This is a genomic window from Pantoea sp. MQR6 (assembly GCF_022761075.1).
Lineage (GTDB): Bacteria > Pseudomonadota > Gammaproteobacteria > Enterobacterales > Enterobacteriaceae > Pantoea > Pantoea phytostimulans.
On sequence record NZ_JAKYXB010000001.1, the window covers coordinates 121,150 to 139,559 of the forward strand.

The following is an 18,410-nucleotide window of genomic DNA, read 5'->3' on the forward strand; positions in this document are numbered from 1 at the left end:
TTTATTCAGGTTGTTCCAGTTTCTTGATGTAATCATAGATCGCCAGCTGCGAGCGCACTTTACGACGGTTGCCGCGCGAAACGTATTGGTTACTTAATTCTTTATCAATAATGCGCGCTTTCACCGTATCACTTAACTGAAGAGCAATGATATCGAGGATGCGCTGCTTAATTTGCGGGTCGAGAATCGCCACCGCCACTTCAATTCGGTAATCGATGTTACGCGTCATCCAGTCCGCAGAAGAGAGGAACACTTTCTTATCGCCGTTGTTCTCAAAAATATAAACGCGATCGTGTTCCAGGTAACGATCAACAATACTGGTGACGCGAATATTTTCGCTGATGCCGGGCAGATCAGGGATCAGCGAGCACATTCCGCGCACCAGCAAGTTGACTTTAACCCCAACGCTGGACGCTGTATAAAGCCGGTCAACCAGTCCTTTGTCCACCAGATTATTAATTTTCAGAGTAATGCCGGACGGCAATTTTTGCTGCGCGTTAGCGATCTCTTCATCGATCAACTGATACAACATCCGACGTGAGTTTTGCGGGGAAACCATCAAATGCTCAAACGTCACCGGACGATAGGGATTCTCAATAAAGTTAAACACGCGACGCACTTCATTCGTGATGCGCGCATCTGCCGTCAGTAAAGAATAATCAGTATAAAGACGGGCTGTTTTCTCATTAAAGTTGCCGGTGCCGATGTGCGCATAACGCACAATATCTTCACCCTCGCGGCGCGAGATCAAGAAGAGCTTGGCGTGGATTTTCAGGCCCGGCGCTGAGAAGATCACATGTACACCCGCTTCAGTCAGGCGCTTTGCCCAGTAGATGTTGGCTTCTTCATCAAAACGCGCCTGCAGCTCAACCACCACCGTGACTTTTTTACCGTTATAAGCAGCGTGAATCATCGCATCCATAATGCGTGAGTGTTTTGCGACGCGATAGATATTGATTTTTATCGCCAGCACGCTGGGATCAAACGAAGCCTGACGCAGCAATTCCAGGACATGCTCAAAGGTGTGATACGGATAATAGAGCAGGACATCGCGGTTACGAATTGCATCAAAGCCGTTGCGGAATCCATCAAAGCCAATATGGCGAATTTGCGGCAACGGTCGGTTGACTAAATTGTTTTTACCGACATTGGGAAAACTGATGAAGTCTTTGAAATTGTGATAGCGACCGCCCGGTAGCACGGAGTCAAAGTTGGTAATCGACAGTTTATGACACAGCAGTTCTACCATGGTATCGGGCATGTCGCGCTGGTAAACGAAACGCACCGGTTCTGCTGTTAAACGCTGTTTCAGGCTTGAAGACATCAGTTCCAGCAAGCTGGATTCCATCTCTGTCACCAGATCATATTCCGCATCACGCGTCATCTTCATCGAATAGGCGTTGAGCGCATCGTAGTCATAAAAGCCTTTGAAAATATCATCCAGGCAATAACGCAGGATGTTATCTAAAAGAATCATGGGCTTGCGTCGGCGCGGTGATTCAGCAGGCAAGTTAACGAAGCGCGGTACTTTATCTGATGGAATTTCTAACAGCGCATAGCGAATGTTTTCGCCACGAATAATTTCAACCGCCAAATAGGTGTAATCGTCTTTAAGGAATTCGGTCAGATCAGTTTCATGGGTAATTAAAATCGGGGAAATGTGCTGGCGAAGTTCGTGTTTGAAGTAGTGGCGCAGCCAGACTTGTTGATTCGGTGAAAGCTGACGTTCATTGATCAGGAATATTTGATTACGTGCCATTTCCAGCAGCAGATCGTTATAAAGCGTATCAAACTCTTGGTCAGATTTAAGCACTCGCTGTTGGATTTTTTTGAATAAATGACGCGGCGTGCTGGCGGAACCTTGCTCTTCACCAATAAGAATGCGGCGCTTGAGATCGGCGAAACGCACTTTATAGAATTCATCAAGATTGTTGGAGTAAATGCCCAAAAACCGCATGCGTTCGATCAGTGGATTGCTTTTGTCCGCTGCTTCCTGCAAGACACGTTCATTGAAGGATAACCAGCTTAATTCTTTTTCAATATATAGCTTTACCTGACCCATTCTTACTCCGTATCGCGGTTGCAGGACTGAAGATCCAGTATCCAACATCATTATGGCGAGAGTATGGCAAGCTTGTCCAACGTCAATAGTTGTCTTATCAACCAGCTACGGGCAACATAGCGGCTTATTTTCCGCTGCATTTAGGACCGCATGAGCGTAAACCACATTCCCGTCCAGTTTAGCGACCGCCGACGTCGTGCGATCGACCGTTTAACGCGGCGACTGGTCACGTCTTGTGGCATCGCAATCCTGTTGCTGATGTTGCTGCTGTTCTTTTGGCTGATTTGGGTGGTGACGCCGCTGTTCAGCGCGCCCAGCATGCAGCCGGCTAATACGCAACAGTTGTGGGATCGTGCGCCTGCGTTGGCGATAGGTAATGATGGCAGCAATGGTTGGCGTATCAGTACTTCAGGCACCGCCCGTTTTATTCCGCTCAATGGGCAACCCGCCGATCATGCTTTGACATTGACGCCTGCGCCGCGTGACGTGGTATCCAGCGCCGATCGGCAAACACTGTTGCTCAACCTGCAGGGTGATTTATTGCTGCTGCAACCGACAATGCAAAGCGGCGAGGCGCAATGGCGTTTCCCGCTGGGTGATAAACCCTTTCATCTGCCGCAGGGCGCGGTAAAGAAAATGTCGCTGGCGTCGCTGAATCAAGGCCAATGGCGTATTGCGGCCCTGACCGAAAATGGGCTGAGCATCCTGACGCTAGGCACCGATCGTCAGGCAAATGCCATCAATTTGCCGCTGTCCCATGTCGATCAATTTATTCTCTCGCCGCAAGGCGATCTGCTGTACACCAGCGAAGGCAATGTCCTGCGCGTCTGGCAACTGGATAATCAGCAAGCGCTGCTGCGTGAAACCCAAACGCTGTCGCAGGTGCCGCAGAGCCTGCACATATTAACCGGCGGAAAAACATTGCTGATTCAGGATGAAACGGGAATTACTCAATGGTTTTCAATTGCGGGAGAACAAGGCCCGCGTCTGCATCAAATTCGCACCTTTGAGCACAGCGCAGGCAACACGCAGATCATTACCGAATCTCAGCGCCGTGTATTCGCCACCTACTCAGAAACGGGCAGGGTGAAGCTGTTTGCCAGCAAGCAGAATGGCCCCATTTTGCAGCGTCAGCTTGAACCCGGAATTCTGCACGCGCAATTCTCGCCGAGTGGCAACAGTTTACTGATAGAACGCAAAGGCAGTTGGCAGACCGTTAAGCTGGATAATCCCTGGCCCGATGTCACCTGGCGGAGTTTCTGGCAGAAAATTTGGTACGAAAACTATCCGAAAGCTGATTGGGTATGGCAATCCACCGCCGCAGGCGACAGTTATCAAGCCAAGTTCAGCATAATGCCGATGGTGGTTGGTACTTTAAAAGCGGCCAGCCTGGCGTTGGTGTTTGCCACACCGCTGGCCTTAGCCGCTGCGATGTACACCGCCTGGTTTATGGCGCCGGGTCTACGCCGCTGGGTTAAACCCGCCATTGAGATGATGGGCGCGCTGCCAAGCGTGGTGATTGGGTTGATTGCCGGTTTATGGCTGGCACCGCATATCAGCCAGGCGCTGATTGGCGTACTGTTGCTGCCGCTTACCTTAGCCGCCAGCCTGCTGCTGTGTGGCGTGCTCAGCGCGCGTCTACCCGCGCGCTGGCGTCAACCGGGACGTGAAGTCTTGCTGCTGCTGCCGTTGTTGCTGCTTGTCACCTTGCTGACGCTGTGGCTGCCGACCCTGGTGATGCGTGATGCAGGCGAGTGGATGCCGCATTACGAGCAGCGCAATTTGCTGGTCGCCGCATTAGCCATGGGTTTTGCGCTGGTGCCGCTGATCTTCACACTCGCCGAAGATGCGTTGTTCAGCGTGCCCGCTCAGCTCGGGCAGGGCTCGCTAGCGTTAGGCGCAACGCCATGGCAAACCTTAACCCGCGTGGTCTTACCGGGTGCCTCAGCCGGTATTTTTGCCGCGCTGATGATCGGCTTTGGGCGTGCGGTTGGCGAAACCATGATTCTGCTGATGGCAACGGGTAATACGCCGCAAAGCGAGGGTGGCTTATTTAGCGGCCTGCGCGCCTTATCCGCCAATATTGCTATTGAAATGCCTGAAGCGGCGGTAGGCAGCGCGCATTATCGTATTCTGTTTTTAAGTGCGTTGATGCTATTGATTTTTACCTTAGTGATTAACACCATCGCCGAGCTGATCCGCCAGCGTTTGCGTCAGCGCTACAGCCAGCATGAGGAACAAGCATGAGGGCGATAAGACAAAATAACCGCTGGCGCTGGCTAACCGCAGGCGCTGTCACGGTTTGCCTGTTGGCGTTCGCGCTCCTGATTGCCTTGCTGGCATGGCAGGGCGCACGCGTTTTTTGGCCGCAGCCTGTGGATCTTTACACCTTCACTCAGCCTGATGGCAGCGAAAGCCGCTTACTGGGCGAAACCGTGGAACATCAAAAGCAGTTTCCGGCCCCCGCGGATGAGCAGGGCAATAGCGCAGGCCATGTGAATCGTTATCTGATAAAAACCGGTAACCGCGATTGGGATGCGCCCGATTTTCGCGTTGCCTACAGCCGCGAACCGGCTGAGGTGAGCAGACCTAAAGATATTTTGGTATTGCAACGCCGCATCCACGGCAATGCTTACGGCTGGTTAGTTGGCCTGCGTGAAGATAATGAAGTGCTTACTGCGCAGAACATCCATGCGCTGCTGCGTCAGCGTTTGGCTCAGGTTCATACCATGATTCGTGAGATAAACCAGATTCGGCGCATCGATATGGCGCGGCTCAACAAGCAATTAGACATGTTGGATGAACAAGCTGAGCGCCAGCGACAGGCTAATCAGTTTGATATGCAGGTGCAGTCAGAATATCAGGCTAATCAGGCGGCATTACAGCGGCGCTTTGACCACCTCAGCGCGACGCTGGGGAGATTGCAGCATGAAAGTCAGCGCGACGTGCTGATCCTGCGTGATGTGGAAGGCAATAATCATGTGATTCCGTTGACGCAGATTGTTGACGTATGGACACCCAATGCCCTCAACCTTAATGAAAAGCTGCTGCATTTTGTGCAACAGCTCTGGCATTTTGTCAGCGATTCAGCCGCAGACGGCGAAAGTGAAACCGGCGCATTTCCCGCTATTTTTGGCACGGTATTAATGGTGCTGTTGATGTCAGTGGTGGTGATGCCGTTCGGGGTGGTTGCTGCCGTCTGGCTGCATGAATATGCCGGACGTAATGCGCTGACGCGTCTGGTGCGTATTGCGGTGGTGAATCTCGCGGGTGTGCCGTCAATTGTCTATGGCGTATTCGGCCTCGGCTTCTTTGTCTGGGGCGTTGGCGGCACGCTCGATCAGCTGTTTTACAGTAACGCATTACCCAATCCAACCTTTGGTACGCCAGGTTTGTTGTGGGCAGCATTAACGCTGGCGCTGCTGACATTGCCGGTGGTGATCGTCGCGACCGAAGAGGGCTTGTCGCGCATTCCAAACAGCCTGCGCCAAGGTTCGCTGGCATTGGGTGCCTCGCAGGCCGAAACCTTGTGGCATGTGGTCTTGCCGATGGCGATTCCGGCAATGCTCACCGGTTTGATTTTAGCGGTGGCGCGCGCTGCCGGTGAAACGGCACCGCTGATGCTGGTGGGCGTCGTAAAAATGGTGCCTGAACTGCCGGTAGATGCTGTTTTCCCCTATCTGCATCTTGACCGCAAGTTCATGCACCTCGGTTTTCAGATTTACGATTTAGCGTTTCAAAGTCCAAACATCGAAGCCGATCGGCCAGTAGTGTTTGCTACCGCACTGCTGCTGGTGCTGATCATTCTGTCGCTAAATCTGCTGGCAATGGGCCTGCGTCACCGTCTGCGTGAGCGCTATCGCCTTATGACTCAATAACAGGCTATAACTATGACGCCCGAAACTGACATTGCGCTGCATGTAAACCATCTTTCGCTGTGGTACGGCGAGCGCCAGGCGCTGCAAGATATCTCGCTGCAAGTACCTAAAAATCGCATCACCGCGCTGATTGGTCCCTCTGGCTGCGGTAAATCAACGCTGCTGCGCTGCTTCAACCGCATGAATGATGTGATCGATAACTGCCGTATTGAGGGCGAAATCTTGCTCGACCAATGGGCGATTATGAATCCTAACCAGGATCTTTCTGCCTTACGTCGGCGGGTCGGCATGGTGTTTCAGCGGCCTAATCCTTTCCCTAAATCGATCTATGAAAACGTGGTGTATGGCTTGCGCTTGCAGGGCGTGCGCGATAAGCGCGTGCTGAATGAAGCCTGCGAACGCGCGCTGCGAGCGGCGGCACTGTGGAGTGAAGTGAAAGATCAGCTGGGTCAAAATGCGTTAAAGCTTTCAACCGGTCAGCAGCAGCGATTAGTGATTGCCCGGGCGATTGCTATCGAGCCAGAAGTGTTGTTGCTGGATGAACCGACCTCCGCGCTGGACCCGATCTCCACGTTGGTGATTGAAGAGCTGATGACCACGCTAAAGCAGCACTTCACGCTGGTGTTGGTAACACACAACATGCAGCAGGCTTCGCGCGTATCTGATTACACAGCCTTTATGCACAACGGCGCATTAGTAGAGTTTGATGAAACCGATCGGATTTTCACTACGCCGAAAGAGCGTCGCACGGAAGATTACATTACCGGGCGCTACGGTTGAGGAAACCAAAAGGAGAAGCCTGGGCTTCTCCTTGGAAAATCATTCGTGGGCGTGCCCTTGTGGCGGAAGCTGTTCGCCATCCAGCCAGGCTTTTCCGTCGCGCATCGTCAATCGTCCTTCGATAAACCAGTTAATCACCAGCGGGTAAATGGCGTGTTCCTGATGCTGAACGCGTTGCGTAATCTCTTGCTCACTGTCTTCAGCAAACACCGGCACTTTGGCTTGCAAAATAACCGGGCCGCCATCCAGTTCATCAGTAACGAAATGTACTGACGTACCGTGCTCGGCATCACCATTTTCCAGCGCCTGACGATGCGTATGCAGGCCGGGATATTTCGGCAGAAGGGAAGGGTGAATGTTCAGCAGGCGATCGTGATAACGCGCCACAAAAGCGCTGCTTAAAATACGCATGTAGCCGGCTAACACCACCAGATCGGGTGCGTAAGCATCGATCTCTGTCATCAGCTGGCGATCAAAAGCTTCACGATCGGCGAAGTCGCTGGCGGCTAACGCATGTGTCGGCACGCCGGCTTCTTTAGCCCGTACTAAACCAAAGGCAGAGGCTTTGTTACTGAACACGGCAGCGACACTGCCGTGAACACGCCCGCTTGCGCAGGCGTCAAGGAGGGACTGAAGATTACTTCCGTTACCGGAAATCAGCACAACCAGTTTTTTCATCCGTTAATAACCACACGCTCTTCAGAGTCAGAGGCGTTAATCACACCGATTTTCCACGCTTTCTCACCGGCTGCGCTCATCAGTTCAACCGCTTTGTCAGCATCAGCTGGGCTCAGCGCAATCAGCATGCCCACACCGCAGTTAAAGGTGCGGTACATTTCGTGACGGCTAACGTTACCCGCTTGCTGCATCCAGGTGAACACAGAAGGCCACTGCCAGCTCTTCTCGTCAATCACCGCTTGCGTATTGTCAGGCAACACGCGAGGAATGTTTTCCCAGAAGCCGCCACCGGTCAGGTGACAGATAGCATGCACGTCAATCTGCTCGATCAGGCTGAGGATATTTTTCACGTAGATGCGGGTCGGTTCGAGCAGGTGGTCAGCCAGCGGTTTGCCATCCAGCTGTTCAACCAGCGGATCGGTGTTGCTGACTTCAAGAATCTTGCGCACCAGCGAATAACCATTGGAATGCGGACCGCTAGAGCCCAGCGCAACCAGCACATCGCCATCTTGCACTTTGCTGCCGTCAATAATTTCTGACTTCTCAACCACGCCGACGCAGAAACCCGCAACGTCGTAGTCTTCTCCGTGATACATGCCTGGCATTTCAGCGGTTTCACCGCCAACCAGCGCACAACCCGATTGCAGACAGCCTTCGGCGATACCGGTGATCACGGCAGATGCGGTTTCCACATCCAGCTTGCCGGTCGCGTAGTAATCCAGGAAGAACAGCGGCTCAGCGCCTTGCACAATCAGATCATTAACGCACATTGCAACCAGATCAATGCCGATAGCATCGTGGCGCTTGAGATCCATCGCCAGACGCAGCTTGGTACCTACGCCATCGGTGCCGGAGACCAGCACGGGTTCACGGTATTTTTGCGGCAGCGCACAAAGCGCACCGAAACCGCCCAATCCACCCATTACTTCCGGGCGACGAGTCTTTTTCACTACGCCTTTAATACGGTCAACCAGAGCGTTACCAGCATCAATATCAACACCGGCGTCTTTATAGCTGAGAGAGGTCTTGTCGGTCACTGCGAGGTCCCCACGCGAGTTGCGGTTGGTGGTTAAAATAAAGCGCGGCAATTCTAACAGCGCAGGCAAACGTTTGCGAGTCTCAGATTGCGCGCCATGCGATTTTAATCAATCCTTATTTTATTGCGGTAAAACTTTCCTCTTTGCGCAAGGGCATATGGCGCAAACAAGAAAAGGCGGTATAATCCCGCGATTTTTTTTTAGCTCAACTCATTCCGGGAGAACACCAATGAAGATCGTGGAAGTCAAACACCCGCTGGTCAAACATAAACTGGGCTTGATGCGTGAGCACGATATCAGCACGAAGCGTTTCCGCGAGTTGGCCTCGGAAGTAGGCAGCTTGCTGACCTACGAAGCCACCGCAGATTTGGAAACCGAAAGCGTGACCATTGAGGGCTGGAATGGCCCGGTGCAAGTCGATCAAATCAAAGGTAAAAAAATTACCGTAGTGCCAATTCTGCGTGCCGGCCTCGGCATGATGGAAGGCGTGCTGGAGCATGTTCCGAGCGCGCGTATCAGCGTAGTGGGTGTCTACCGTGATGAAGAGACGCTGGAGCCAGTGCCGTATTTCCAGAAGCTGGTTTCTAATATTGAAGAGCGTCTGGCACTGGTGGTTGATCCCATGCTCGCCACCGGCGGTTCGATGATTGCCACCATCGACCTGTTAAAGAAAGCGGGCTGTAGCAGCATCAAGGTGTTGGTCTTAGTCGCCGCACCAGAAGGGATTGCCGCACTGGAAAAAGCGCATCCTGATGTTGAGCTGTACACCGCGTCTATCGATCAGGGATTAAACGAAAAGGGATACATCATTCCTGGACTCGGCGATGCCGGAGACAAGATTTTCGGAACCAAATAAAGAAAGCAGCCGGCGAGAGAGTCGGCTTTTTTTTGGCAAAAATAAAACAACATTATCTCCAAATATCTCGCGCTGCAGCAAGGCGGCAAACGATCTCAAACCGTTGAGCTTACTTAAGTAAGTGGGTCGGGTGAGCGAGAGCAGCCAACGCAACGGCAATGCGCGGTATACAGGAGACAGGGGATTACTGATGACACGTCGCGCCATTGGCGTTAGCGAACGACCGCCGCTACTGCAAACTATTCCACTCAGCCTGCAACATCTGTTCGCCATGTTTGGCGCAACGGTTTTGGTGCCTATTTTGTTTCACATCAACCCGGCTACGGTGTTGCTGTTCAATGGTATTGGCACGCTGATTTATCTGTTCATCTGTAAAGGTAAAATCCCCGCCTATTTAGGATCGAGCTTTGCTTTTATTTCACCGGTGCTGCTGCTGTTACCGTTGGGTTATGAAGTGGCGCTTGGCGGTTTTATCCTGTGTGGCTTGTTATTCTGCCTGGTGGCGTTGATCGTCAAAAAAGCAGGAACCGGCTGGCTCGATGTGATGTTTCCGCCCGCAGCCATGGGCGCTATTGTTGCGGTCATCGGCCTTGAGCTGGCGGGCGTAGCGGCGAATATGGCGGGATTGTTACCTGCTGAAGGCAGTTCGCCAGACAGCAAGACGGTAATCATCTCCTTGGTTACGCTGGCCGTCACGGTTTTTGGTTCGGTGCTGTTTCGCGGTTTTCTCGCCATTATCCCGATTCTGGTGGGTGTGCTGGTGGGCTACGCGCTCTCCTTTTTTATGGGCATTGTCGACTGGACCAGCGTTTACAACGCGCCATGGTTTGCGTTGCCGACCTTTTATACCCCACGATTCGAATGGGTGGCGATGCTGACAATTCTACCGGCTGCGCTGGTGGTCATTGCTGAGCACGTTGGGCATTTGGTAGTGACAGCGAATATCGTGAAAAAGGATTTGATCCGCGATCCCGGTTTACACCGTTCAATGTTCGCCAACGGTTTATCGACCATGATTTCCGGCTTCTTTGGTTCTACGCCTAACACTACTTATGGCGAAAACATCGGCGTGATGGCGATTACGCGTGTTTACAGCACATGGGTCATTGGCGGCGCAGCTATCTTTGCCATCTTGCTCTCATGCGTTGGCAAACTTGCGGCAGCGATTCAGGCAGTGCCAGTACCGGTAATGGGCGGTGTATCGTTACTGCTTTATGGCGTTATCGGTGCTTCAGGTATCCGCGTGTTGATCGAATCCAAAGTGGATTACAACAAAGCGCAAAACTTGATCCTCACCTCGGTGATTCTGATCATTGGCGTGAGCGGCGCGAAAGTGCACATCGGCGCGGCTGAGTTGAAAGGCATGGCATTAGCGACGCTGGTTGGTGTTGGGCTGGCGTTGATTTTCCGCGTCATCTCACTACTGCGACCGGAAGAAGTGGTGCTGGACGCCGAAGAAAAAAGCGGCCATTAAGACCAAAGCGAGGCAGGGAAGCCTCATTCATCTCTTTTTAAAAACTGTGGTAGACTTCCCCGGTTTTTAGCTTGTTCGCTTGCTGAGGTGCTTCTGAACACGCCGGCACAATTATCATTGCCACTTTATTTACCTGACGACGAAACCTTTGCCAGCTTCTGGCCAGGGGAAAACCCGTCGCTGATTGCTGCGTTAAAGGGTGCTCTCACTCAACATCATGGCAGCTATCTCTATTTCTGGTCACGCGAAGGCGGAGGACGCAGTCATTTGCTGCACGCCGCGTGCGCTGAAATGTCTGCGCGTGGTGAAGCGGTTGGCTACGTTCCGCTGGATAAACGCACCTGGTTTGTACCGGAAGTCTTAGACGGCATGGAACAGTTGGCGCTGGTCTGTATCGATAATATTGAATGCATTGCAGGTGAAGCTGAATGGGAAATGGCGATCTTTGATCTCTATAACCGCATTCTGGAAACCGGTAATACGCGTTTATTGATCACCGGCGATCGCCCACCGCGACAACTCAATCTACATTTACCCGATCTGGCTTCGCGCCTCGATTGGGGACAAATCTACCGTTTACAGCCGCTTTCTGATGAAGACAAACTGCAAGCGCTGCAATTGCGCGCCGGTTTGCGTGGATTCGAACTGCCGGAAGATGTGGGGCGCTTCCTGCTCAAGCGTCTCGATCGTGAAATGCGAACGCTGTTTGAAACGCTGGATCGGCTTGATCGCGCCTCCATCAGCGCACAGCGCAAGCTGACCATTCCTTTCGTTAAAGAGACGCTCGGCCTTTAACACTCCGTTTTTAAAGAATGTCGAGCACCGCTTCCGGTGGTCGACCCAGCCGCGCCTGCTCGCCGTTGATCACAATTGGCCGCTCAAGAAGCCTGGGATTCGCCACCAGCGCGTTAATTAACTCACTTTCACTTTTGTCAGCCTCACCGAGCGCCAGCGCTTTATAGAGATCTTCTTTATTGCGCATGAGCTGCCGTGCGCTGGTCATACCGAGCTTTTTCAACAAAATTTGCAGTATTTCACGATCCGGTGGGGTCTCCAGATAAAGCACTACTTCCGGTTCAATGCCGCGTGCTATGAGCAGTGCCAGCGTTTCGCGGCTCTTGCTACAGCGCGGGTTGTGATAAATGGCCACCATTATCGTTATCCTTTTTGATACTGCTTAAAGCGTTGTTGCAGCTGACGTAACTGGTCAATGCGCGCATCATAACGCGCTTGCTGCAGACTACCGAGTGGAACCTGGGTGCTGGCACGGCTCAACGCAGAAATGGCTTGATCGAGCTGGCCGTTAAGCGCCAGACTTTCCGCACGCGCCGAAAGTTCTTCATCATTCAAACCCTGTTGTGCAGAGGCCTGCGCCAGCAAATCCCAGCCATTAGGATCATCTTTATTCGCCCAGGTATAGCGATTCAGGATGCGGCTGGCATTGGCGGGCTGTTTGGCTTCGACGTAGGCATTGGCAAGGTTGAGCTGTACCACCGGACTGTTTTTCGCGCCGCTTGCCCCGTTGAGTAAGGCTATCGCCTGCTGCGGCTGATTCAGCCCAATCTCGATATCTGACATGATATCGAGAAACCAGACGTTATTCGGCTGCTTCGCCAGCAAGGGCGCGATGATCTTTTTCGCATCGCCATAACTTTTAGCCTGTAAAAATTGTACCGCTTTCCCATATTGCGAGGCCATTTGTTCGCGTGCGTTGCCATTAGCATATTGGCTGAGCAGTTCGTCGGTCAGCTGATTGCGCCCCGTGGCATACATTCCCAGCGCACGTACCTTGGCCATATAAAAGTCTTCGGTAGATTGCACAACGACCGGACGCATCTGATTAGCTCGGTTGCGTGCATCGGCGAGACGGCTATCGGGCAGCGGGTGTGTCAATAAAATTTCGGGCGGTTTGGAGGAGAAACGCGTCTGATCGGCGAGCTTTTGCAGAAAATTAGGCATCGCCTGGGGATCGAATCCGGCGCGTTGTAATACCTGAATACCAATGCGATCGGCTTCCTGCTCATTGCCCTGAGTAAAACTGATAATCCCTTGTTGCGTGCCTGCTAGCGTACCGGTCAGCGCCGCCATTCCGGCTTGCGGGTTCGCCATTGCTAACAGAATCGATCCCAGCGCACCAACCCAGGTTAGCGGCGCATTGCGTTTTTGATCTTCCATGGCTCGCGCCAGATGGCGCTGGGTGACGTGGGATATTTCATGCGCGACCACCGAAGCCAGCTGGCTCTCGTTGTCGGTATAGCGAAACAGCGCTGAATGCAGCACCACGTTACCGCCGAAAAAGGCGAAGGCGTTGAGTTCATCATTTTGAATCAGGAAAAAGTGAAACGGCGTTTTTACCGAATCTGCATGTGCGACCAGCCGCTGACCGAGCTGATTAATATATTGGTTAAGCAAAGGATCATTGATCAGCGGTGCACTGGCTCGAAGCTGGCGCACGTAGAAGTCGCCCATCTGTAATTCTTGATTAATGGAAAGGGTCGATCCGGCAGTCGTGCCTATATCGGGCAACGAATCACTGACATCGGCGCTGGCAGGTGCCAGGCTGGTCAGCATCAAAGTGGGAATGAGCGCGGCGAGCAGCGTTTTCTTTAACCGGTTCAACATGATGTAATCCTGTAGAGAAGCCCTGAGATTGGACAGGTGCGCAGCGGTAATGTTCTTTTTTTTTAAGGGGGTAATCACGCTTCGCGCCTATCTTAACCACAGCCCGGTAAGAAAGAAATGTGGTTTTCTGCCAAAGCACGCGCTCCTTGCTAACCTAATGGGCTAAGTTGCAGCAAAAAATTGAATGTCTTGCTAACGTCAACGAAAGTTAAACACTTGTCATATTTTGCAACGCTATTCAGGAATACAGAGAATTATTGCGGTGTATTCTTATCGCTAATTAACAAAAAAGTTTAAATATGCGTTCTTGCCCAAGTAACAGCGTCAGCTTCGAAATTGCTTCGAATTAAAGTTATGTAAATTTACTCAAAAAAATTGAATGTGGCATGTTTTTTTCCAGGTTTACTCTGAAAAAATAGCGCAAAAAGATAAAGAATTAACTGAGGTTGTATTGCTGTTTTTTATCGTGAACGTCAACTTTTAAAATTATCAGGAATAATAATTGGTAGTATAAAAGCTAATTGATGCTCAGTTTATCTTTGCTTGCGTGGCAAATTAAGGGCCATGAATAAGACAAGCAAGGGTTGATGTACCATCCAGGATTTTGTTTAATTGTCGCTGATAATAATATTTAGTGGAAACTATAATTTGATTTTGCGCATTTCGTGAGGGCGCTCACTTTCATTGTGCTGTGATATAGATAAGCCCTATTCAAAAAATGAATCTGCAACGCGTTATTTGCATGAGAGGATATCTATGCGTTCAGCTGTATCTTACGCGCTGATTGCCATTATTGGTGGTGCTATTGGCGCGGGCGTTACGCAAAGTGGCGTAATTTATGAAAAGGTCATGCGGCATTTCACGGCACAACCCAGCGACCCTGAAGGTTTCTGGAGTACGCCAGCGGTAGAAGGTTACGGTAAAATACATTACGAAGCGGATGCAGCCTTTAAACCGGTCGCAGGATTGAGTAATAAAATCGTATTCCAAATTACGCGTAGCGATGGCGCAATGACCGACCCTAATTTAGGTCTGGAGCGCGTCGCACGCGTCGTTAATCTTTATATCGCCTCGGGTGTGCCCGCGGACCAGTTGAAGTTTGTGGTATCAGTAACGGGCGACGCAACGCCTGCCATGTTGGATAACGCGCATTTCAAACAGTTTTACGGCATTGATAATCCGAATATCAAACTGATCAATGAACTTAATAAAGTTGGCGTGAAGGTTTCCGTCTGTGATCAATCGGTGGCATTCCACCATTACCCTAATGACTGGATTGATAAATCAGTCGTCCATGCACTTTCCAGCCCAACCACGGTGTCGACTCTGCAAAATCAGGGTTATGCATGGCTACAAATGTAAAGTAAACAGGAGAGTAAGCGATGCGTCCAGCAGCGTATATTGTGGTGGCAGCGGTAGCCGGATTTATTGGTGGCAATGTTTTACAATTACCGGAATTAGTGGATAAGGTCAGCGGGAAATTTGCAGATAATAAATCTGAGCCTGCCGATTTTTGGAGCACACCGGCAATTGAGGGGTTTGGAAAAATACATTATGTTGACACGCCAGCTTTTAAACCTGGGTCAGTAGATGGCCTGAGTAATAAAATTGTTTTCCAGATCAACCGCAGCGAAGGCGATATTCGTCAGCCTAACCTCGGTCTGGAGCGCGTAGCGCGCGTCACCAATCTTTATTACGCAGCGGGCGTGCCGCTCGATCAACTGAAATTTGTCGTCTCAATCAACAGCGATGCGGTTCCTGCGGCGTTGAGCAATGATCAATTCCGCAAAACCTACGGCGTAGATAACCCAAACCTCAAACTGATCAGCGAACTGAAAAAAGCCGGTGTTCAGGTATCAATTTGCGATCAATCTGTGGCTTTCCACAATTATCAGCGCGACTGGATTGACCCCATGGTGACGCATACAATTTCCAGCGGTACTACCGTTGCGACCCTGCAAAACAGTGGTTACGCTTTCTTGATGTTGTAATTTTCCTCTACAGCGGCGTCACTGCCGCTGTCATCCTTTCACGCTTTCCTCGCCTTATTTTCCCGCTTCTGACGTTTTGCCCTAAAAGAGCTTCAGGCAATTAGCACCAGTAAAATCCTTGCTTTCGGGCTGCGTCGTCCGGCTTAGACGTGCTCTTATTGGGTTTCAAGGTGTACACTGACACCGTAAATGACCAGGGCACGCTGTAAACACTAACAAAAATAACAGAGTCGGGCAGACCAATAATGAATGATTTCACTGTGGCGGCAACGCCATGCTAATGCGACTACGTCCAAAAACGGACCTGCGCACGCTGATCGCGGTATTGGTTATCGCCAGCATTGTGGTGACTTTGACCAATGCCATGTACGCCACGTGGCGCGTGCAGCGTATGGTGTTGATCGACAGCACGCTGGAGGCGAATCGCGCTTATGCGGCAAAGCTGGCGTCGACGACTGAAATCTTTTTCCAACTGGCGCAGTCACAGCTGCATTACAGTGCGAAACTGCTCGGCAATGATTTCGAGGATGTTAAATTGCTCACAACTGAGGTCGACCGGCTGCGTGAGCAAACCAGCAGCTTCAACTCGGTGGCGGTGGTAGACGCAAATGGCATTGTTAAAGCGATCTCTCCCGAATCGCTAACGTTGAAAGGTATGCATCTCACCAGCGATGCCTCAAAAGAAGCGCTGGCTGTGCGCCAGCCTGTTATCAGTAAACCGACCCTTTCAGCCGCCAACAATCTGATCGTTTTTGTCTCCTGGCCGATATGGGATGGGGAAGGGCGCTATCTTGGCTATATTGGCGGCACCATTTATCTCAAAAAGAAAAGCATTCTGAACGCGCTGTTGGGCCAGCAATTTTATCGCGATGGCTCCAGCGTTTATGTCATCGACAGCAATAATCAGGTGCTTTATCACCAGAACAGCCAGCTGATTGGCAAAGTGCTACCAGCCATTATTAGCGAGCACGAACGAGAAGAGAAACCCAACGGCTCGCTGCAGATTTCCAGCCGTGACGAAAAAACGCGGTTAGCGGGATATGCCATTGTGCCCACCACCGGTTGGATGGTTGTGACGTTCAAACCAATGGATGTCACATTGGAACCGCTTTCCGGCTTATTAATGAAGGTGCTCAAGCATTCCGTACCCTTTGCGCTGTTAACGCTGCTGGTGGCGGTAATATTGGCGCGGCTGATTGCGCTGCCGCTGTGGCAGCTTGCTCGCAAAGCCAGCAAGATGGATGCGCAAAGCGTATCCACAGAAATCAGCGTTATTCGCGCCTGGTATTTTGAAGCGGCGCAGGTAAAACGCGCACTGTTAACCGGCATTGGCCTGGTGCAGGAGAAGATCGGGCGGCTTAACTCGGAAGCGCAAACCGATCCCCTTACCCAACTGTTTAATCGCCGCGGACTCAATGCGGTATTAGATTATTACCAAACGATGCGCCAACCTTTTGCGGTGCTGGCATTGGATATCGATCATTTCAAACGGGTTAACGATACGTGGGGTCACGATGTTGGCGACAACGTGATACAACAGGTCGCCCGCACATTAACTGCCAGCGCCCGGCAAACGGATGTAGTGTGCCGCAACGGCGGCGAAGAATTTTTGATGCTACTGCCCGGCAGCGCCGCCGATGAAGCCAGCGTCATGGCAGAACGCGTGCGTAAAAGCATAGCCAATGCCTGGATAGAAGAAGTGGGTAACATTACCCTTTCCATTGGCGTAGCGGCGTGGTGCGGGGAGGACGTTGCGCTTGAGGTCACGCTTAAGCAAGCCGATGCTGCGCTCTATCAGGCAAAACAAGCGGGCCGTAACTGTGTATGCGTATCAGGAAAAAGCGTATCGCTGTTAAGCCAGACGCCGCACTAAGCACCTTTTCAGGCCAGTAATATCCGGTACAATCGTCGTCCTTTATGACGTCATGGATAGAAAGGTATGCTGGCTTTATTGATTCAATGGTACAAACGCCGTTTCAGCGATCCGCAGGCTATTGCCCTGTTGGTGATCCTGCTGGCCGGTTTCTGCATCCTTTTCTTTCTCAGCGGATTACTCGCGCCACTGCTGGTCGCGCTGGTGTTGGCTTACTTGCTGGAGTGGCCAACCGCGCGTTTACAACGTGTTGGCTGCACTCGCAGCTGGGCCACGACGATTGTGCTGGTACTGTTTGCCGGTATCTTGCTGGTGCTGGTCTTGATTGTTGCCCCGGTCGCTTGGCAACAGGGCATCAACCTGACGCGTGATCTGCCCAATATGCTCAACAAACTTTATGTGTTTGCGGCGGGCTTGCCGAAGCGTTTTCCTGCACTGGTGGACGCAGGCATTATCGATCTGATCGTAGAGAATTTGCGTAGCCGCTTAAGCGGCGTTGGCGATTCGCTGGTCAAGTATTCCCTAGCCTCATTGGTTGGCTTGATGACGCTGATGATTTATTTGGTGCTGGTGCCGCTGATGGTGTTTTTCCTGTTGAAAGACAAAGATCAGATGCTGAATGCGGTGCGACGCGTGCTGCCACGTAATCGCGGTTTAGCCGGTGTGGTGTGGCAAGAGATGAACCAGCAGATTACCAATTATATTCGCGGCAAAGTGCTGGAAATGGTGGTGGTGGGTATTGTCAGCTGGCTGGCATTTTTGTTTCTCGGCCTCAATTACGCCTTGTTGCTGGCGGTATTGGTGGGAATATCAGTATTAATTCCCTATATCGGCGCAATGTTAGTGACCATTCCGGTGATTGGCGTGGGGCTGTTTCAGTGGGGACTCGGCAGCGATTTCTGGACCATGTTCATTGTTTACTTAGTGATTCAGGCGCTGGATGGCAATATTTTGGTGCCAGTTCTGTTCTCGGAGGCGGTTAATCTGCATCCGCTGGTGATTATTCTTTCGGTAGTGATTTTCGGTGGAATGTGGGGTTTCTGGGGCGTGTTTTTTGCTATCCCACTCGCGACGTTAGTGAAGGCGGTGGTGCATGCCTGGCCCGATGATTTACTGGAGGAGCATAAACGGTAAGAAACGGGGCGCGGCAGCGATGATC

General features: G+C 51.6%; 15 protein-coding genes. 10 read left to right on the forward strand and 5 right to left on the reverse strand.

Going from position 1 to position 18,410, the window contains the following annotated elements; genetic code table 11:
* Position 1 precedes the first annotated feature (1 nt).
* Positions 2–2,062: a polyphosphate kinase 1 gene (ppk1, locus tag MUG06_RS00545; protein ID WP_243077416.1), complete on the reverse strand. Its 2,061-nt coding sequence runs from the start codon at positions 2,060–2,062 to the stop codon at positions 2–4.
* A 150-nt stretch (positions 2,063–2,212) separates the two neighbouring features.
* On the opposite strand from ppk1, the gene MUG06_RS00550 reads away from it, so the two are divergent.
* Genes MUG06_RS00550 through pstB form a run of 3 tightly spaced genes read left to right on the forward strand, consistent with a single transcriptional unit; the run spans position 2,213 to position 6,720 of the window.
* Positions 2,213–4,309: an ABC transporter permease subunit gene (locus tag MUG06_RS00550; protein WP_243077417.1), complete on the forward strand. Its 2,097-nt coding sequence runs from the start codon at positions 2,213–2,215 to the stop codon at positions 4,307–4,309.
* On the forward strand, positions 4,306–5,940 hold the full coding sequence (pstA, locus tag MUG06_RS00555) for a phosphate ABC transporter permease PstA (protein ID WP_243077418.1): 1,635 nt from the start codon (positions 4,306–4,308) through the stop codon (positions 5,938–5,940). The genes MUG06_RS00550 and pstA overlap by 4 nt, the downstream gene beginning before the upstream one ends.
* 12 nt (positions 5,941–5,952) lie before the next feature.
* Positions 5,953–6,720 (forward strand): phosphate ABC transporter ATP-binding protein PstB, encoded by a 768-nt coding sequence (gene pstB / locus MUG06_RS00560; RefSeq protein ID WP_243077419.1) that lies wholly within the window; start codon positions 5,953–5,955, stop codon positions 6,718–6,720.
* Positions 6,721–6,759: 39 nt separating this feature from the next.
* Here pstB and purN read toward each other — a convergent pair whose 3' ends face one another.
* Complete coding sequence (purN, locus tag MUG06_RS00565; protein WP_215845887.1) at positions 6,760–7,398, reverse strand: phosphoribosylglycinamide formyltransferase; 639 nt, start codon at positions 7,396–7,398, stop codon at positions 6,760–6,762.
* Positions 7,395–8,435, reverse strand: coding sequence for a phosphoribosylformylglycinamidine cyclo-ligase (gene purM / locus MUG06_RS00570; RefSeq protein ID WP_243077420.1), 1,041 nt, complete (start codon positions 8,433–8,435; stop codon positions 7,395–7,397). The genes purN and purM overlap by 4 nt, the downstream gene beginning before the upstream one ends.
* 229 nt (positions 8,436–8,664) lie before the next feature.
* On the opposite strand from purM, the gene upp reads away from it, so the two are divergent.
* The 3 genes from upp (at position 8,665) to hda (ending at position 11,560) form a co-directional block, all read left to right on the forward strand.
* Positions 8,665–9,291 carry a uracil phosphoribosyltransferase gene (upp, locus tag MUG06_RS00575; protein WP_215845890.1) on the forward strand — a complete coding sequence of 209 codons (627 nt, stop codon included), beginning with the start codon at positions 8,665–8,667 and terminating at the stop codon, positions 9,289–9,291.
* 190 nt (positions 9,292–9,481) lie between these two features.
* Positions 9,482–10,765 (forward strand): uracil permease, encoded by a 1,284-nt coding sequence (uraA, locus tag MUG06_RS00580; protein ID WP_243077421.1) that lies wholly within the window; start codon positions 9,482–9,484, stop codon positions 10,763–10,765.
* Positions 10,766–10,858: 93 nt separating this feature from the next.
* Positions 10,859–11,560 carry a DnaA inactivator Hda gene (gene hda, locus MUG06_RS00585; protein WP_243078467.1) on the forward strand — a complete coding sequence of 234 codons (702 nt, stop codon included), beginning with the start codon at positions 10,859–10,861 and terminating at the stop codon, positions 11,558–11,560.
* 10 nt (positions 11,561–11,570) lie between these two features.
* Here hda and arsC read toward each other — a convergent pair whose 3' ends face one another.
* Together arsC and MUG06_RS00595 are read right to left on the reverse strand one after the other, a co-directional pair.
* Positions 11,571–11,918 carry an arsenate reductase (glutaredoxin) gene (gene arsC / locus MUG06_RS00590; protein ID WP_243077422.1) on the reverse strand — a complete coding sequence of 116 codons (348 nt, stop codon included), beginning with the start codon at positions 11,916–11,918 and terminating at the stop codon, positions 11,571–11,573.
* Positions 11,919–11,923: 5 nt separating this feature from the next.
* Positions 11,924–13,387, reverse strand: coding sequence for a M48 family metallopeptidase (locus MUG06_RS00595; protein WP_215845894.1), 1,464 nt, complete (start codon positions 13,385–13,387; stop codon positions 11,924–11,926).
* A gap of 756 nt (positions 13,388–14,143) precedes the next feature.
* Here MUG06_RS00595 and MUG06_RS00600 point away from each other — a divergent pair.
* The 4 genes from MUG06_RS00600 (at position 14,144) to MUG06_RS00615 (ending at position 18,385) form a co-directional block, all read left to right on the forward strand.
* Positions 14,144–14,749 (forward strand): DsrE family protein, encoded by a 606-nt coding sequence (locus tag MUG06_RS00600; protein ID WP_215845896.1) that lies wholly within the window; start codon positions 14,144–14,146, stop codon positions 14,747–14,749.
* 20 nt (positions 14,750–14,769) lie between these two features.
* A complete protein-coding gene (locus MUG06_RS00605; protein WP_215845898.1) occupies positions 14,770–15,378 on the forward strand; it encodes a DsrE family protein in 609 nt (202 codons plus the stop codon).
* A 274-nt stretch (positions 15,379–15,652) separates the two neighbouring features.
* Positions 15,653–17,251, forward strand: a complete 1,599-nt coding sequence (locus MUG06_RS00610; protein ID WP_243077423.1) for a sensor domain-containing diguanylate cyclase — start codon at positions 15,653–15,655, stop codon at positions 17,249–17,251.
* Between the two features lie 66 nt (positions 17,252–17,317).
* The gene (locus MUG06_RS00615; RefSeq protein ID WP_215845899.1) at positions 17,318–18,385 is read left to right on the forward strand and encodes an AI-2E family transporter; all 1,068 of its coding nucleotides are present in this window, start codon (positions 17,318–17,320) and stop codon (positions 18,383–18,385) included.
* The last annotated feature ends 25 nt before the right edge of the window (positions 18,386–18,410 follow it).